The organism is Halomonas sp. hl-4 (assembly GCF_900215475.1).
In the GTDB taxonomy this organism is placed as follows: domain Bacteria; phylum Pseudomonadota; class Gammaproteobacteria; order Pseudomonadales; family Halomonadaceae; genus Vreelandella.
Genome location: NZ_LT907845.1, coordinates 1,208,637 through 1,225,551 on the forward strand (window position 1 = coordinate 1,208,637; position 16,915 = coordinate 1,225,551).

The following is a 16,915-nucleotide window of genomic DNA, read 5'->3' on the forward strand; positions in this document are numbered from 1 at the left end:
TTGTCGCAATGGGTGCGATTTCGCGCGTCAGGGTACCTTGGTATCGTCGCTTGCGCCAGTCACTAACGGTGAGGCGATAATCCGCCAATCCCGACCCACTGCCCGAACATCATGAATGGTGAGGCGCTGCTGATCAGCCATCAGGGTAAGTCCTGGCAGAGCAAAAAGCGGTCGAGCTTCTCCCCCTAACAGCGTAGGTGCAATGAATAGCTGCATTTCATCGATCAAGCCCGCGTTGATCATCGCCCCCGCCAGAGTCGCTCCGGTTTCGACCAGCAGCTCATTGACCTCTTCGTTGACCGTCAGCCATTCGAGCAAAGCGGGCAGGTCCACCCGGCCTTGTGGGTCGGCAGGTAAAGTCTGCACCTCTGCGCCTGCTCCAATCAGCCGCTCACGCTTGTCGGCGCCGTGAGACGGCGTGGTCATGATCAGAGTGCGCCCAGGCGCTCGCAAACAGGCAGCAGCAAGCGGCAGCCGCAGCTGGCTATCAACAATGACCCTAAGCGGCTGACGACCAGCCACTTCCTCGGCGTCGTCCAGACCAAGTTGCTCGGCGCGCACGGTCAGCCGCGAGTCGTCCATAATCACCGACTCAACGCCGCTAAGAATCGCACTGGAACGGGCGCGCAGTCGTTGCACCTGAGCACGCGCCTCGGGACCAGTAATCCACTGTGATTCTCCCGACCCCATGGCGGTGCGGCCATCCAAGCTCATCGCCATTTTCATACGCACGAAGGGACGCTTGGACGCCATACGAGCGATAAAACCTGGATTAAGTGCCCGGGCATCCGAGGCTAGCAAACCCACGGACACCTCGATACCCGCCTCTTCCAGCATGCGAATGCCCCGACCGCTAACCTGGGGGTTAGGATCGACCATTGCCACCACCACCCGCGCCACCTGAGCGGCTTGCAGCGCCCGCGCGCAAGGGCCGGTGCGGCCGGTATGCGAACATGGCTCTAGCGTGACATAAACCGTCGCGCCCTGGGCGCGGTCGCCGACGGCGCTTAACGCATTAATCTCGGCATGGGGCTCACCCGCTCGACGGTGAAACCCTTCGCCTATAATCTCACCGTCACGCACGATCACGCAGCCCACGCGTGGATTTGGGTCGGAGGTATACAAACCGCGCGCTGCCAGCACGAGGGCGCGTGACATGTAGCGATGATCCTCGGCACTAAACGACGTCATACTCACGAGGAAGGCCCAGCGTCCGTGGGCTCTTGGGAAAGGCGATCAATTTCAGCGCGGAACTCGTCCAGATCCTGGAATTTACGATATACCGAGGCAAAGCGAATGTAGGCCACTTGATCGAGAGTATTCAGTGCCTGCATGACCGACTCCCCGATCTCGCGAGCGTTAATTTCTCGATCCCCCCGGGCGCGCAGCGTTTGACGAATCCGCTCAACAGCCGACTCAATCGCTTCTGCACTGACCGGCCGCTTTTCGAGCGCCCGCAGCATACCAGCGCGCAACTTGGTTTCGTTGAAGCTCTCGCGAGAACCGTCAGACTTCACCACGCGGGGCATCACCAACTCGGCGGTTTCGTAGGTGGTAAAACGTTCCTGACAGCTTGCGCATTGGCGACGACGACGCACTTGGTCACCGTCGGCCACCAGCCGCGAATCGGTCACGCGAGTATCGTTAGCACCACAAAAGGGGCAATGCATGGCGTTCAACCTATTGTCAGCCCGTGCTACAACGTGGCACGAGAAAGCAAAAATGACCTGTCAATGCGTTCTTAACCCGTCATTGTAACGTTTTGGCACATAAGCTGCACCGTTTGTGGAAGCCTGTTTATTAGGACGCCTTCATGACTGCCTTCGACACTACCGTTCATGCCCACTTGAGCCACCTTTATGGCCCCCGCGCCGCTGAGGTTCAGCGTCGGCTTAATCTGCACTTGACGCACTTTCTCGCTGCCCGCAAAGCGCCGACCGCCACCGGGAAGCGCGCCCAGCATGCACCATCTTGGAGCGAAAAAGACCAGTGGCTGATCGCCTATGGTGACTCAATTGTCGATGACCAAACGCCACCATTAGCGGTGCTTAACGACTTTTTGCAGGCGCGGCTCGGTGAACGTATCAGCGGCGTCCACGTACTGCCGTTTTTCCCGTGGAGCAGCGACGACGGCTTTTCAGTGATTCACTACCGAGAGGTCAACCCAGACCTGGGCGATTGGCAGCATATTCAAACCCTCGCCCGCCACTACGATTTGATGGCCGACTTGGTACTCAATCATGTGTCGCGGGAATCACTGTGGTTTGTCGATTACCTGAGCGGCAGCCTGCCGGGGCGTGATTACTTTATCGAAGTCGACCCGGACACTGATGTGTCGGCCGTGGTGCGCCCACGCAGCAGCCCACTGCTGGTGCCTATCTCCACCCGCCGGGGCACACGCTATCTATGGGCAACGTTTTCTGAAGACCAACTCGACCTGAACTTTGAAAACCCCGATGTGCTGCTGGAATTTGTTGGCATCCTACTGTTTTACCTAGAACAAGGTACCCGCATCGTGCGGCTGGATGCCGTCGCCTTTCTGTGGAAACGATTGGGAACGCCGTGCATTCACTTACCCGAAACCCATACGGTGGTGCGATTGCTGCGCGCCATCGTCGACCATGTTGCCCCGGGCACCTTACTGATCACTGAAACCAACGTGCCTCACCACGAAAACATCAGCTACTTCGGGCTTGACCTCCAGGCCGACGGACCACCCGACGAAGCCCACATGATTTATCAGTTCACCTTGCCGCCGCTACTACTGCACACGCTAACCCGTGGCGAGACCAGCACTCTGCAAGCCTGGCTGGCGAGCCTGCCTCCGCTGCCGGACCACTGTACCTATCTCAACTTTACTGCCAGTCACGACGGCATTGGCGTGCGCCCGCTGGAAGGCCTGCTACCCGATCACGAACGCGATGCCCTGCTTGAACTGATGCATCGCTTCGGTGGCTTTGTCAGCATGCGCAGTAACCCAGACGGCAGCGACACACCCTACGAAATCAACATCACCTGGTTTGAAGCCATGCAAGGCACGCGCAAAGGCCCCGACCCGTGGCAAATCGCGCGCTTTTTGTGCAGTCAGGCGATCATGCTCAGCCTGCAGGGGATTCCCGCCCTGTACATTCACACACTGACCGGCACCCTCAACGACGTCGAGGGGGTTGAACGTAGCGGCCGTCTGCGCTCAATCAATCGTCGCCGCTGGCAGCGCCGCGAACTGGACTTACTCCTCGACAGCACTGCCACACCTACCCACGACGTCTTCAATGCCCTTAGCCGCTTGTTGGAATATCGCCGCCAAGAGCCGTGCTTTCACCCAAATGCCGCACAGCGGGTGCTTGCCTCAGAGCCATCGCTACTGGCCATCGAGCGTGGCCCGCTAGCTAGCGGCCGCCGCCTGTTGGCGCTGTATAACGTCACCGAAGTGCCGCTGTCGTTCGAACAGCTCGGTGATGACGTTCAGTGCGCTTTATCATCAACGTCATGGCAGCCCTTGAGCGGCGAAACCGACTGGCAGCCGACGGACCCACTGCCCCCATATGCTGTGCGCTGGCTGACTAACAATCCTTAATGTTATAAGGATAGAAACTTTAGCAAGAAAAAGATGCCTATTCAGGTCACGCGCGTTACGCTAGGTCCTCGATTTTGCGATGATTAAGGAGCGTTATGCGCGACTGGTTCTCTATGCCCCTTCCGGTGTCACGAAGTTTTACCCTAATAGCCAGCGCGATGCTCGGTATGCTTATGATGCCGACCGCTCAGGCCGACTCGCTTCCCGACCCCATCCAAGCCTTGGCAGATCAAGGCCTTGAGATTCACGGCGAGTTTGACGCCCCCGGCGGAATGCGCGGCTTTGGCGCCAGCCGGCAGGGTCAAGAACTGACCATTTACTTAACGCCCGACGGCGAGCATGCCATCAGCGGCTCGCTGACCGACCAGGACGGCGATAACCAGCTTGAGGAGGCAGCCCTGGATAAGCACGTACGGGCACCCCTCGAAGCAGAAACTTGGCAGCTACTAGAAGACAGCCATTGGATTCAAGATGGCCAGCGCGACGCACCTCGCGTGATTTACACCTTTACAGACCCTAACTGCCCCTATTGCCAAACCTTCTGGGAAGCCGCGCGGCCTTGGGTCGACGCTGGCAAGGTGCAACTGCGCCATATCATGGTGGGTATTTTAGATGCCGACAGCCCCGCCAAAGCGGCTGCGCTACTCGCTGCCGAGGACCCCGCCGAAGCACTCGTCAACCACAAGCAAGGCGAACGCATCAGCGCCAGCGCTCAACCTCGCGATATTGAAGAACAGGTCTACACCAACAATCAGCTGTTCGAAGGCCTGGGGCTCCACGCCACGCCGACCAGCGCCTTCAAGCGCCAGACCGACGAGGGAGTCACTCGGCTGGACCGCGTCGAAGGCATGCCCAACGAGGAACGTTTGGAGGAAATGATGGGTGGCCCAGCGCCGGAGTAAGCGATAGCCTCGTCAGGCGATGCGCCTGGCGATCACCCAGCCCAGCACCATGGTCGCCAGCATCGCCACCAGCGGTAAGGTAGCGCCGCCAAGCGACGCAATGGCCGGCCCCGGGCAATAGCCCGAGAGGCCCCACCCCACGCCGAACAGCGCCGCCCCGCCGAGCAGTCTGGCGTCCAGCGTCTGCTTGCTGGGCAGCTGAAAGCGCCCGTCCAGCATGGGGGCGGGCTGCTTCAGCACAACGCGGTAGCCAATGAAGGTGGTGATGACCGCCCCGCCGAGTACGAACATCAGCGTCGGGTCCCAGTCACCGGCGACATCCAGGAAACCGACCACCCTGGCCGGATCGGTCATGCCCGAGACCGCGAGTCCCAGGCTGAACAGCAGGCCGGCGACATAGCTCGACACCAGGGTCAGAGACTGTTTTTTCATGCCCCACCTCCCAGAACGTGCCGCACGACATAGACGGTCACCAGCGCGGCGACCAGGAACGTGATCGTTGCCGCCAGCGACCGCGGTGAGAGACGCGCCAGCCCGCACACCCCGTGGCCACTGGTGCAGCCGCTGCCGAGCCCGGTGCCCAGCCCGACCAGCAGGCCGGCCACCAGCATCAGCGGCACGCCGCCCAGCGGCTGGCCGATGACCTCGCCGGGATGATTGACGACGTTGCCCCACCCGACGCCAAGCCCCATCAGCAGCAAAGGCCCGCTGATCAGGCCTACCAGAAACGCCACCCGCCAGGCGCTATCGCCCTTTGGCCGCTGGGCGATCAAATTACCCACAATTCCGCTGATCCCGGCGATTCGCCCAAGGCTTGCCATCAGCCAGACCGCCGAGATACCGATCAAGATACCGCCCACAAGCCCCTGCAGGCTCGATGCCAGGTCCATGTTGTACTCCTCTTTGCCATTACCTGTCTTTGCAATTAATGGTCGTGGCGATTGCTTGGCGCCGCCGCCAACATATAATAATTATAAAGTTATACCATATAAGAATATAAGGCCGAGATCACGCCTTAACAACCGTTTATTGACCACCTTCTGTTAAGATGCAGCGCATTTGCTATTTGCAGGAGAAACCCATGCTCGGCTGGTTCCCCGGACACATGAACAAGGCCCGCCGCCAGATCAAGGAGGCGCTGCCGGAAATCGACGTGGTCATCGAAGTGCTCGATGCCCGCCTGCCTTATTCGAGCGCCAACCCCATGCTGGCCGAGCTGACCCGCCACAAGCCGGTGCTCAAGATTCTCTCCCGGGCGGACCTGGCCGACCCGGACCGCACCGACGAGTGGGTGGCATTTTTCGACGCCCAGGACGACATGCGCGCGCTGGCGGTGACCACGACCAATCTCCGCGAGCTTAAAAAAATTCCCAAGCTGTGCCACGAGCTGGCCGGCGCCGTGCGCGCCGACCGAGACGTGCGCGTGATGGTGATGGGCATTCCCAACGTGGGTAAGTCGACGCTGATTAACGGCTTGGCGGGGCGCAAAATCGCCAAAACCGGCAATGAGCCGGCAGTCACCAAGCGTCAGCAAAAGGTGCGCATCGACGGACGCGTGGCGCTGGTCGACACCCCAGGGGTGCTGTGGCCCAAGATTGAAGACCAGGCCAGCGCCTACCGCCTGGCCGCCAGCGGGGCGATTCGCGATACCGCCATCGAGTATACCGACGTGGCTATCATCACCAGCGCCGAACTGGCAAAGCGCTACCCGAACGCGCTGACCGCCCGCTACAAGCTCAAGGCGCTGCCCGCATACGCACCGGTCAGCACCGATGAGATTGATGCCGACGGCCCGCAAAAGCCGGACTTCCTGGCAATTGCCGGTTTTGACGGCCACGCGATCCTCAAGGAAATCGCCGGCAAGCGGGGCGGCCTGCGCCCCGGCGGTGAAGTCGACCTGCACCGCGGCGCCGAGGTCTTGCTGCACGAGCTGCGCGACGGCAAGCTGGGCAGGCTGACGCTGGAAACCCCAGACGATATTCCGCCGCCGCCCGTAAACGATAACGAAGACAGCGCCTTGCATTCCGACGCATAATGGCGCATCGACCGGCGATGCCGCGCGGCCACTGGACACTTTTTGGAAATAACGGCTCATGGACACCCCGCACTCACAAGAACCGCCCACGCTCAAGAAATCGCACAAGCTGAGTAACGTCTGCTACGACATTCGCGGCCCGGTACTCGACCACGCCAAGCGCCTGGAAGAGGAAGGCCAGCGGATTCTTAAGCTGAACATCGGCAACCCCGCGCCGTTTGGCTTTGAGGCGCCCGAGGAAATTCTTCAGGACGTGATGCGCAATCTGCCCACCGCCCAGGGCTATTGCGATTCCAAAGGCCTATACTCGGCGCGCAAGGCGATCATGCAGGAATGCCAGCGCAAGGAGATTCCCGGCGTCGGCATCGAAGACATTTATATCGGCAACGGCGTGTCGGAGCTGATCGTGATGGCCATGCAGGCGCTGCTCAACGACGGCGACGAAGTGCTGATTCCGGCCCCCGACTATCCCTTGTGGACCGCCGCCGCCCACCTGTCCGGCGGCCACGGGGTGCATTACCTGTGCGATGAGCAGGCCGACTGGGCACCGGACATGGACGACATCCGCGCCAAGGTCACCAGCCGTACTCGGGCCATCGTGCTGATCAACCCCAACAACCCCACCGGCGCGGTCTATCCGCCCGAGGTGGTACGTGAAGCGCTGGCCATTGCCAGGCAGCACAACCTGGTGGTGTTTTCCGACGAAATCTACGACAAGATTCTCTACGACGGCGTCGAGCACACCGCCACCGGCGCGCTGGCCGACGACGACCAGTTGGTCATTACCATGAACGGGCTGTCGAAAAGCTACCGCTGCGCCGGGTTTCGCTCGGGCTGGATGACCATTTCGGGCACCCTGGCCAAGCTCCACGCCCGCGACTTCATCCAGGGCCTGACCATGCTGGCCTCGATGCGTCTGTGTGCCAATGTGCCTGCCCAGCACGCCATTCAGACGGCGCTCGGCGGCTATCAGTCGATCAACGACCTGATTCTGCCCGGTGGGCGCCTGCTGGCGCAGCGCGATATCACCGTGGAAAAGCTCAACGCCATTCCCGGGGTTTCCTGCGTAACGCCCAAGGGAGCGCTGTATGCCTTCCCAAGACTTGATCCCAAGGTGTTTAACATCAAGGACGATCAGCAGTTGGTGCTTGATCTACTGCTCCAGGAAAAAATCCTGCTGGTTCAGGGTACGGCGTTCAACTGGCCCGAGCCCGACCACGTGCGCATCGTCACCCTGCCCTGGGCGGATCAGCTGGGTGATGCGCTGGATCGATTCGCCAATTTTCTGGCGCGCTACCGGCAGTAATCCCGGCGCGCCGAAAAACCGTCGCCACGTCCACTTGAAACCTGAACGCGGCGGACGTATCTAAATACACCAGTACGACACGACGGCGACTGGCCTACTCAACGCAGTCACACTCTAGACGGTTACATCCAAGGGAGAATCCGCCACATGATGCGCATATTGCTGTTTTTAGGCACCAACATTGCGGTGTTGTTGGTTGCCAGTCTGACGCTACGATTGCTTGGGGTCGAAAGTTACCTCAATGCGCAAGGCATCAACTTCACCAGCCTGCTAATTTTCTGCTTTATCTTTGGCATGGCCGGGTCAATGATCTCGCTGTTCATCTCGAAGTGGATGGCCAAGCGTAGCACCGGCACGGTGATCATTGAAAAACCGTCAAACTCAACCGAGCAATGGCTGCTCGACACCGTTGCCGAGCTTGCCCGCGAGGCCGGCATCAAGACGCCGGAAGTGGGCATTTTCCCCGCTCAGCAGTCAAATGCCTTCGCCACTGGCTGGAACAAGGACGATGCCCTGGTCGCGGTGTCAGCGGGCCTTCTGAACCGCATGCGCCCCGAAGAAGTTCGCGCCGTGCTGGCCCATGAGATTGGTCACGTAGCGAATGGCGATATGGTGACCCTGGCCTTGATTCAAGGGGTCGTGAATACCTTTGTAATGTTCTTTGCCCGCATCGTGGCCCACCTGATCGATGGCTTTTTGAAAAGCCGCAGCGATGGCGAAGGCGGCCTCGGCTTTATGGGCTACTTTGCCGTGGTCATGGTGGCCGAGATTATCTTTGGCATCGCGGCCTCGGCCATCGTCGCCTGGTTCTCGCGCTTTCGCGAATACCGCGCCGACGAAGCAGGCGCACGGCTTGCTGGCACCGGCGCCATGGTCAACGCCCTGGCTCGCCTGAAAGGCGAAACCGAAATGCCCGACCAAATGCCCGACACCCTGCGCGCTATGGCGATCACCAAAGGCCAGACTCGCTCGCTAGTCGAGCAACTATTTGCCAGCCACCCGCCGTTGGATGACCGCATTCGCGCATTGAAAGAAGCCGCTTATCGCCAATAAGTGTTTACATACCTGGACCTGTTGACATTTAACTGTGCTAGCCATAAAAGCCGCCCTGCCTTATCACAAGGGCGGCTGAATAGATCCCACAAACTAACTCAAGATTCAAAAAGTGCGGAGCGAAAACACGCTCTGCCATCTGATTTGGCTTGATAAAGCAGTTTATCGGCAGCACGAACCAGCGCTAACGGGTTGTCTCCCGTCACGTGTTGCGCGGTAGCGACACCAAGGCTGATCGTAACAATTGGTGCCACTTTTGATTTACCATTGGGAATGGCCAGCGCTTTGACTGCTAATTCCAGCTCTCCGGCTTTATGGCGGGCACCGCAAAGATCGGTTTCCGGCAAGAGGCAAGTAAACTCTTCACCACCATAACGAGCAACCAAATCTCTGGGACGGTTCAGCGTCGCTCTTAGGGATGAGGCAATATTTTTTAAGCATTCATCTCCACTGACATGGCCGTATAAATCGTTATAGCGCTTAAAAAAATCGATATCGATAAAGATTACGGATAAAGGCAATTGACCCTGCTTACACCGCTTCCACTCTGAATCCAGTAACTCATCAAAATAACGCCGATTGGCCACTCCGGTCAGGCCATCTGTAAGCGCCAACTCATGCAAACGAAGCGTTTCTTGATCACGACGCTTGAGCACAGTGGCTGAAATCTGTAAAGCGGTTGAGCGGAGCAACTCAGCACTCTGGTCAGGCATGGCAGGATGAAGCTGAGTCTCCGCATTGGTGCTCTGGGCAATACGAAAAATACTGCCATTGACGCTAATTTCTTGGACAACCGAGATAGATCGTCGATTATTAATGTATTCGAAAGCGGAGGGGGGAGCATCATTTAATGCCCAAGATAAATCCAGCGCTCGTTCTGGAAGCAAACACGCTGCATGAATATCACGCGCACTGAGCCCCTTGATTAATAAGGGCGCAGCATCGGCAAACTCTTCAACAAAATCCAAATTCCAGTCAATCAAGCGTTGCTCAATATCAAAAATGGCAAAGCTTTGAAACAAAGTGGGCGCGTTAGTCATACCGAGCACTCTGCTGCGATGATAGTTGCTCTGAAGCCATTGTTGTACCCAGCACGCGTGCACGAATTTTAGCAAAAGCGGTTGATCGGGAAGTGTAAATATCGTCGCAGAAAGGTGAAAAGCCGCAGTCGTCGGTAGTGCCTAACTGTTCCAGCGGTATATGACGTGCCGCTTCCAGCACACGCTTACAGACTTCCTCAGGTGTTTCAATGTAAGGATTATTGACATCGATAACACCGATGAAGGCGCGCTGCCATGGTTTTAAATAGCGGGCAACAATTCTCAATGCCCGATCAGGATCTGTCTCCGCCGCCATCGCAATATAAAAATTGCCAGCCTTGAGCTCGAAGAGGCTGGGTAAAAGCTCGGCGTAGTCCACATCAGCACTATGCGTGGAATTGTGATCGGCGCCGGGACAAGTGTGGATACCGATATATTGACGGTCTTCATCAGTAAACCGTTCCAAGACCCTATTATTTAAATCAATAAACCCATTCAGTACGCTACCACTCGGGTCGAGCTTAATCGCCAATCGCCCCTCGGTGAAATCGATTTGCACTTTTTGTGCGCCAGCGGCAAAGCAGGCACGAATTTCTTTTTCCTGCTCATTGACCAAATCCTCCAGGAACTCTTCGCGGGTATAATCAGGAATACTCTCTGGGGGATAAAACAAACTCAATGCTGAGACTGAGATGATGGCTTGCTTCATTGGGCGCTGGGTATATTGTCTGGCCGAAGCCAATGTCTCTGAAGCGGAAAGAATGAAGCGAAAAGGCCCAGCAGTTAAGCGGGGCAACCGACGCACGTGACCATCCTGGAAGGGAATTTCAAGACCGTCAGGAGCAATATTCTCCCCCCCTTCGACCGAATAGGTAGCAAAGCTATGTGTTTTACGCTGTTCACCATCACTGATGATAGGGGACCCCGTTGCCTCAAGTTCTCTCATCGTTAGTTGAACTGCTTGATCATAAAAGGTGGTCATGGCCTCCGCATCAAGCTCGCCTGACTCAAATTGACGCTGAGCCTGCATCAACTCTTCAGTACGGGGTATGCTGCCAATAGCTTCAGTCGGTAATGTGATCATTTCTTTTGCTCCCAATGCTCAAATGCGCACGCGCACGGTTTAACAGGTAGATATGAAATACCAGAAAACCACGCCGTGCTGATTAATAGCGACTCATTCTACTTTCCAAACCCCCAGGCCAATGCAGACAAGAATTGAATACTAGCCCGCATACACATTAAACCCCGCCCCACGCAGTATGCTTCCTAGCCCTACCGCTTCGCCAGAAAGCTTCACGGTGAGCGTGGCAAACTCACGGCGCACTGGGTAATCGGCTCGGCAGCGGTCAAAACCCTGAGTAATCCCCCACTGGCGTACTTGTCGCGCAAGACTGTCATGGTCGCGGCGCACGTCGTAAACCGCCCGCGTGCAAAGCCTGAGGGCGTCATCCACCGGCAGCGCCTGTTCAAGCGCCAGGCTTGCCAGCGCAGGCGGCGGGCACAGCTCGCCAAACCCAAGGTGACTCGGCTGTCCTAGATGATCCGCCAGCGCCTGGTGAATCATCCAACTACCACGTAACTTGCCATCCAGGCTGTAACCCGCAATATGCGGTGTCGCCAGGGCCGCTAAATCCCGCAAGCTGGGGTCAACGGCCGGCTCTTGCTCCCAGACGTCCAGCACGGCGGTGATATCCCCCGTGCCCGACAGCCGGCTGCGTAACGCCAGGCCGTCCACGCAGTCGCCACGCCCCGCATTGAGCAGTACGCTGCCCGGCGCTAACTCATTGATGCGCTGGGCATCCAGCAAATGTTGGGTGGCGTATGGGCCGGATGCCACCCGTGGCGTATGCAAGCACAGCACGTCGCAGCGGGCGATGAGTTCATCAAGCTCGGAAAATCCCATTGGGCCTTCGCGCTCGGCCCTCGGCGGATCGCAGGCCAATACCGGCACGCCTAGCGCCGTTAGGCGTTCAACCAGCCGGCTACCCACGTTACCCACCCCGATAACGCCCACACATCGCTCGCTGAGCACCCAGCCGTCGCGCTCGGCAAGCGTCAATAAGCTACTAAGCACATAATCCACCACGGCCTCGGCGTTGCAGCCCGGCGCGCTGGCAAACCCGATACCCCGCTCTTCCAGAAAGGCTTGGTCGATGTGGTCGGTACCGATGGTACAGGTGCCGACAAAACCCACGCGACTATCAGCAAGCAGCGACCGATCAACCTGGGTGACCGAGCGCACAATCAAGGCATCGGCGTCTGCTACTTCGGCGGCGCTAATCTCACGCCCGGGCACGCGGGTAAGTGAGCCGAAAGTCCCAAAGCAGGGGTCAAAGGCGGGGATATTGGCATCGACAACAAGTTTCATAGGCGTTTTCTTATCCGAGCTTTACAATACGCCCGCATCGGCTTGTGGTGCAGACACGTTTAAGGGGGCGTTAAAGCGAATGTTAAGGGGAATATTTTGATCGTACGCTGGGAAACCGACCATGACTACGTGTTGGTGCATATTCACCAGGATATGCTGGGTGATTGGATTTTTAGTCGCGCCTGGGGGCAAATTGGCACCCAGTACGGGGGGTTGAAACATCAATTGGCTGACACCCTTGCCCAGGCCCATATGTGGCTGGAAGATGAAACCACCATTCAGGCCTCGCGTGGGTTTCGCAAAGTGCTGGAAGTGGCTGACAACTCTCCCGAAGGTCAGGAGGCCATGCGCCAGCTGTCACTGCTTGACGCCTTCTGAACCTGATCACCCTAAAAAGCGCCGCCCACTGATCTGGTGCGCGCCTTTCGGCGGAGCGCCTTCAACAGAATCGGTGAGCGCCTCCAGGGCCGCTTCATCCAGCCAGCCCCGTTTGTACAGCCAGTCGCTCAAGCGCTCAAGCTTATGACCACTTTCCAGCTCCTTCCCCTCGTCGTCCGCCAACACGGGGATGCGCTCGCCGTAGCTTGCCAGCAGCGCATCGTCGTCACTCACCTCAACGCGCAGCCACTCAATCGGCTGCCGGGTTAACGCCGCCACCTGTGCCTCCAGCTCGTCGCAAAGATGGCAGCCCTGGGTGGTGTAAATCGTCAGTCGAATCATATCGCGGGCCTGAATTGATAGCGCTATTCGCGCTGGCGTAGCAAGAACACATGGTGCGCGTTGCTACGTCGCTGGAAATCCGGATCAAAGCTGCGCGCGGTTATATCCTCGACCACAAACTGCTCGCTCAGCGAGTCGTCCAGCTTGAAACGCCGCTGGTTATTGGAGAACACCAGGGTGCCGCCCGGCGCAAGTCGCGCCATAGCCAGTGTCACCAGCCGCGGATGGTCGCGCTGCACGTCCAGGGTGTCGCGCATTTTCTTGGAGTTGGAGAACGTCGGCGGGTCCATAAAGATCAGGTCGAACTCGGCATTGGCGGTTTCCAGCCAGCGAAAGCAGTCATCACGCACTACCCGATGCAGCCTGGGGTCCAGCTGGTTGAGGGTAAAGTTATCCCGCGCCCACTCAAGGTAGGTATTGGACATATCCACGCTAACGCTGTCGCTCGCTCCGCCCAATGCCGCCTGCACTGTGGCAGTCGCGGTATAGCAAAACAGATTCAAAAAGCGCTTGCCGCTGGCCATCTCAAAGAGCATGCGGCGCACGGGGCGATGATCAAGAAATAGTCCGGTATCCAGATAATCGCGCAGGTTAACCCATAGCCGAGCACTGCCTTCCCGCACCTCGAAGCGCTCGCCGCTGGCGTCGCGTTTTTGGTACTGGGCGCTACCGGTTTGCCGCTCACGACGCTTGACGTGGATCTTGCTGGGATCGACGTCCAGCACGCTGGGCATTACCTCCAGGGCATCAAATAGCCGCTTTTGCGCCTGGGAAGGGTCCACCGAGCGTGGCGCCGCATACTCTTGCACGTGTACATGATCGCCGTAGCGATCGACCGCCAGAGCATATTCGGGCATATCGGCATCGTAAAGCCGGTAGCAGGTTTCTCCGCTTTGCTTCAGCCATTTTTTTAGCCGCTTTTGGTTTTTGGCCAGCCGGTTGGCAAACATCTGCGCGTTGTCCGATCCCTTGGGCGCGGTGCTCACCTCAGTGCTGGGGGACTCAACGTCGGCCGTATCCTGCGGGGTATGGGGGTCAATGGCCATCAGCAATAGCTTGGCGTCCAGCGCGCCGTTTTTCAGCGCGTACTGCTTGTGGGCGCGTAGACCAAGACGGTGACCGAGGTCCGGATTGCCGGTGAACACCGCAAGCGTCCAGCCGGGGAACAGCGCCTTGGCCTTGTCACCCAGCTGCGCGTAGAGCTGTACCAGCTCGGGCAGCTCGCCCAGGCGTTCGCCGTAGGGCGGGTTAGTGATCAATAGCCCCTGCTCGACGGTCAGCTCGGCAGGCCGCGTCAGCTGTGAAAGCCGTTGACCGTGCAGGTGAATCAGCGCGGGAATACCCGCGCGCATGGCATTGGTCTTGGCGGCCGAGAGCGCCGCGGGGCTTTCATCAAAGCCGGTCAGCGAGGTTTTACAGCGCTTGCGGCCAATTGACGCCCGCGCATCGGCCTCGCGCTTTAACTCACGCCATTGGTCTTCATCGTGACCGGCCCAGCCGTGAAAACCAAAGCGTTCGCGGTGCAGGTTGGGCGCCTGGTCGGCGGCCATCAACCCGGCCTCAATGAGCAGCGTCCCCGCCCCACATAGCGGGTCAATCAGCGGCTCCCCTGCTTTGGCACGCTCAGGCCAGCCTGCGCGCACCAGCAAGGCGGCCGCCAGGTTTTCTTTCAACGGCGCGTGGCCCACATCACGGCGATAGCCACGCCGATGCAGACTTTCTCCTGAGAGATCGATGCCAAGGGTCGCATTAGCGCGGTGCAGGTGGGCGTAAAGACGCAGGTGTGGCGTCTTGGTATCAATCGAGGGGCGTTCCTGGCCAGCCAATTGCAACGCATCGACCACGCCATCTTTCACTGTTTGCGCACCGAAGCGGGTATGGCGGATGTGATCACTGCGGCCATGAAAATCTACCGCCATGGTCCGCCCGGGGGCCAAATGTTGGGTCCAATCCAAGCGTGCCACTACGTCACGCAGTTGTTCGGCAGTTTCGATCATTGGCTCGCGCGCCAAGATAAGGATGATGCGGTTAGCTAACCGCGACCATAGGCATATACGATAGGCCGTGGCCTGATCGGCTGAAAAATAGACACCTGCCACCGTTGTTTTACCTGGGGTAGCGCCTAGCGCTGCCAGTTCGTCGGCTAGCAGGCTTTCGATGCCCTTGGGGCACGTCGCCAAAAGGCTGAGGGGGGCGGTTGAGCTTAACTCTGTCATGGTAATGGCTGCGCGTAACTGCGCGATATTCCTGTATATGGCAAATGTGTTTACGTCTTATGACAATTTGATGGTCGACAAGAGACCCCATCATGGTCTAACAATAAGAGAGTAGCTACTGAAAAACGCATGCGTTGTCTGTCAGGGTCTCAATGACCTATGGCGTTGACGAACCGGCCGCCCGGTGGGTTCAGCACGTGAGTGCTAGACCATTGTGCTGGGACGGCGGTTCACTCTTGAGGTCAGCTCTCGAAATAGTGGCGGCGAGACATAGGGGCGGGTTGCCCTGTATCACGCCCCCCGTTATTTCATCTTAAAGGCTTTCATGAAAAGAGGTTAGCCAATGAAACGACAAAAACGTGATCGCTTCCAGCGAGCTTATGTACACGGCTATAAAGCGGGTATTACGGGTCGCTCCCGTGATGATTGTCCTAGTCAAGAGATTAATTTACGCGAATACTGGATGAGCGGTTGGCGTGAAGGTCGCGGCGACCAGTGGGACGGCATGACCGGTGTATCAGGCATCCATAAAAATCCCATGGTAATGACCTAACCCTTTACCTTTAACGAACATACAGTAAGCCCGCTGACTCAAGCGGGCTTTTTGGTTGTATACGTCCTTTAAAATGGCGCAAGCCAACAGCCTGCACCTCACTAGTTAACCGCCATGCCTATTAATTTATTTTTAGAGCGTTGGCGCACTCGCTAACAAGCTTGGGCCCACGATAAATTAGCCCTGAATAGAGCTGTACCAAATCCGCTCCGGCATCGCGTTTGGCCCTGGCCGCCTCACCGCTGTCGATGCCGCCAACGCCAATAATCGGTAACCGAGGGAGTTGCTCGCGCAATAACCGAATCACCCGGTTCGAGGCTTCAAACACTGGCTTGCCCGATAGCCCGCCCGCCTCGTCGGCTTGCGGGTCACCTGCCACCGCTTCCCGGGAAATCGTGGTATTGGTGGCGATCACTCCATCAAACCCATTGCGCTCGATGCTACCTGCCACTAGCGCCACTTCCTCGTCGGTCATATCCGGCGCAATTTTTACCAGCAGCGGCACATGACGGCTCGATTGCTCGTCCAAGGCTTGGCTACGCGCCCGAATAGGTGCCAACAAAGCGTCTAGCTGAGCGCCAAACTGCAGCGTACGCAGCCCCGGTGTATTGGGCGAGGAAATATTCACGGTGATGTAATCAGCAACCCCATGAACCGCCTCTAAACAGACCAGATAGTCGTCCAACGCATCGTCTACCGACGTGGTCAGATTTTTGCCTATATTAATGCCCACCACACCGCCATAGTGGCGCTGTTTCACCTGTGCGACTAAATGTGCGACGCCGCGGTTATTAAACCCAAACCGATTAATGATGGCCTCGTGGCCCGCGAGACGGAACAAGCGGGGCTTGGGATTACCCGGCTGGGCCACCGGCGTTACAGTGCCGACTTCAATAAACCCAAAGCCAAGCTCACCCAGCGCGTCGAGGTGATCGGCGTTTTTATCCAACCCAGCCGCCAGGCCCACACGGTTGGCAAAATGCAGCCCCATCAGCTCAACAGGATCCTCGACCGGCTTGCCTACCAAGCGCTTAATACCTCCCAGGCGGTGTAGAGAATCCAAGGCTCTGAGCGCCATGCCGTGGGAAGTTTCAGGGTCGATGCGGAATAACAGCGAGCGAGCAAGGATGTACATGGTGGGT

General features: G+C 58.1%; 17 protein-coding genes. 7 read left to right on the plus strand and 10 right to left on the minus strand.

Going from position 1 to position 16,915, the window contains the following annotated elements:
- Positions 1–27: 27 nt before the first annotated feature.
- Complete coding sequence (gene ribD / locus CPH17_RS05915) at positions 28–1,158, minus strand: bifunctional diaminohydroxyphosphoribosylaminopyrimidine deaminase/5-amino-6-(5-phosphoribosylamino)uracil reductase RibD (protein ID WP_441316761.1); 1,131 nt, start codon at positions 1,156–1,158, stop codon at positions 28–30.
- 35 nt (positions 1,159–1,193) lie between these two features.
- Positions 1,194–1,670, minus strand: a complete 477-nt coding sequence (nrdR, locus tag CPH17_RS05920; RefSeq protein ID WP_074396908.1) for a transcriptional regulator NrdR — start codon at positions 1,668–1,670, stop codon at positions 1,194–1,196.
- 143 nt (positions 1,671–1,813) lie between these two features.
- Between nrdR and CPH17_RS05925 the strand changes: the two genes are divergently transcribed.
- Both CPH17_RS05925 and dsbG read left to right on the plus strand, forming a co-directional pair.
- Positions 1,814–3,577 carry a sugar phosphorylase gene (locus CPH17_RS05925; RefSeq protein WP_074396909.1) on the plus strand — a complete coding sequence of 588 codons (1,764 nt, stop codon included), beginning with the start codon at positions 1,814–1,816 and terminating at the stop codon, positions 3,575–3,577.
- Between the two features lie 158 nt (positions 3,578–3,735).
- Positions 3,736–4,479, plus strand: coding sequence for a thiol:disulfide interchange protein DsbG (gene dsbG / locus CPH17_RS05930; RefSeq protein ID WP_441316769.1), 744 nt, complete (start codon positions 3,736–3,738; stop codon positions 4,477–4,479).
- A 12-nt stretch (positions 4,480–4,491) separates the two neighbouring features.
- On the opposite strand, the gene CPH17_RS05935 is transcribed toward dsbG, so the two are convergent.
- Positions 4,492–4,911: a DUF6691 family protein gene (locus CPH17_RS05935; protein WP_096298581.1), complete on the minus strand. Its 420-nt coding sequence runs from the start codon at positions 4,909–4,911 to the stop codon at positions 4,492–4,494.
- Complete coding sequence (locus tag CPH17_RS05940) at positions 4,908–5,369, minus strand: YeeE/YedE family protein (RefSeq protein ID WP_096298583.1); 462 nt, start codon at positions 5,367–5,369, stop codon at positions 4,908–4,910. The genes CPH17_RS05935 and CPH17_RS05940 overlap by 4 nt, the downstream gene beginning before the upstream one ends.
- A 191-nt stretch (positions 5,370–5,560) precedes the next feature.
- Here CPH17_RS05940 and ylqF point away from each other — a divergent pair, with 191 nt between their 5' ends.
- The 3 genes from ylqF to htpX all read left to right on the plus strand — a co-directional run bounded on the left by ylqF (position 5,561) and on the right by htpX (position 8,873).
- A complete protein-coding gene (gene ylqF, locus CPH17_RS05945) occupies positions 5,561–6,514 on the plus strand; it encodes a ribosome biogenesis GTPase YlqF (RefSeq protein ID WP_096298585.1) in 954 nt (317 codons plus the stop codon).
- Positions 6,515–6,572: 58 nt separating this feature from the next.
- Positions 6,573–7,820: a pyridoxal phosphate-dependent aminotransferase gene (locus CPH17_RS05950; RefSeq protein WP_027335178.1), complete on the plus strand. Its 1,248-nt coding sequence runs from the start codon at positions 6,573–6,575 to the stop codon at positions 7,818–7,820.
- A 147-nt stretch (positions 7,821–7,967) separates the two neighbouring features.
- Positions 7,968–8,873, plus strand: coding sequence for a protease HtpX (gene htpX / locus CPH17_RS05955; protein WP_096298587.1), 906 nt, complete (start codon positions 7,968–7,970; stop codon positions 8,871–8,873).
- A gap of 98 nt (positions 8,874–8,971) precedes the next feature.
- Here the strand turns inward: htpX and CPH17_RS05960 are convergent, their stop codons facing one another.
- From CPH17_RS05960 to pdxB, 3 genes are all read right to left on the minus strand, one after another.
- On the minus strand, positions 8,972–9,913 hold the full coding sequence (locus tag CPH17_RS05960) for a diguanylate cyclase (RefSeq protein ID WP_096298589.1): 942 nt from the start codon (positions 9,911–9,913) through the stop codon (positions 8,972–8,974).
- A complete protein-coding gene (locus CPH17_RS05965) occupies positions 9,906–10,997 on the minus strand; it encodes a cobalamin-independent methionine synthase II family protein (protein WP_197703509.1) in 1,092 nt (363 codons plus the stop codon). The genes CPH17_RS05960 and CPH17_RS05965 overlap by 8 nt, the downstream gene beginning before the upstream one ends.
- Before the next feature lie 141 nt (positions 10,998–11,138).
- The gene (gene pdxB / locus CPH17_RS05970) at positions 11,139–12,284 is read right to left on the minus strand and encodes a 4-phosphoerythronate dehydrogenase PdxB (RefSeq protein ID WP_074396916.1); all 1,146 of its coding nucleotides are present in this window, start codon (positions 12,282–12,284) and stop codon (positions 11,139–11,141) included.
- A 96-nt stretch (positions 12,285–12,380) separates the two neighbouring features.
- On the opposite strand from pdxB, the gene CPH17_RS05975 reads away from it, so the two are divergent.
- Positions 12,381–12,662 (plus strand): hypothetical protein, encoded by a 282-nt coding sequence (locus CPH17_RS05975; protein WP_074396917.1) that lies wholly within the window; start codon positions 12,381–12,383, stop codon positions 12,660–12,662.
- A gap of 6 nt (positions 12,663–12,668) precedes the next feature.
- Here CPH17_RS05975 and CPH17_RS05980 read toward each other — a convergent pair whose 3' ends face one another.
- Together CPH17_RS05980 and rlmKL are read right to left on the minus strand one after the other, a co-directional pair.
- Complete coding sequence (locus CPH17_RS05980; RefSeq protein ID WP_096298591.1) at positions 12,669–13,004, minus strand: glutaredoxin family protein; 336 nt, start codon at positions 13,002–13,004, stop codon at positions 12,669–12,671.
- Between the two features lie 23 nt (positions 13,005–13,027).
- Positions 13,028–15,220 carry a bifunctional 23S rRNA (guanine(2069)-N(7))-methyltransferase RlmK/23S rRNA (guanine(2445)-N(2))-methyltransferase RlmL gene (gene rlmKL, locus CPH17_RS05985; RefSeq protein ID WP_096298593.1) on the minus strand — a complete coding sequence of 731 codons (2,193 nt, stop codon included), beginning with the start codon at positions 15,218–15,220 and terminating at the stop codon, positions 13,028–13,030.
- Between the two features lie 343 nt (positions 15,221–15,563).
- Here rlmKL and rmf point away from each other — a divergent pair, with 343 nt between their 5' ends.
- Positions 15,564–15,773 carry a ribosome modulation factor gene (rmf, locus tag CPH17_RS05990; RefSeq protein WP_074396920.1) on the plus strand — a complete coding sequence of 70 codons (210 nt, stop codon included), beginning with the start codon at positions 15,564–15,566 and terminating at the stop codon, positions 15,771–15,773.
- Positions 15,774–15,894: 121 nt separating this feature from the next.
- On the opposite strand, the gene CPH17_RS05995 is transcribed toward rmf, so the two are convergent.
- On the minus strand, positions 15,895–16,908 hold the full coding sequence (locus CPH17_RS05995; protein WP_096298595.1) for a quinone-dependent dihydroorotate dehydrogenase: 1,014 nt from the start codon (positions 16,906–16,908) through the stop codon (positions 15,895–15,897).
- Between the last annotated feature and the right edge of the window lie 7 nt (positions 16,909–16,915).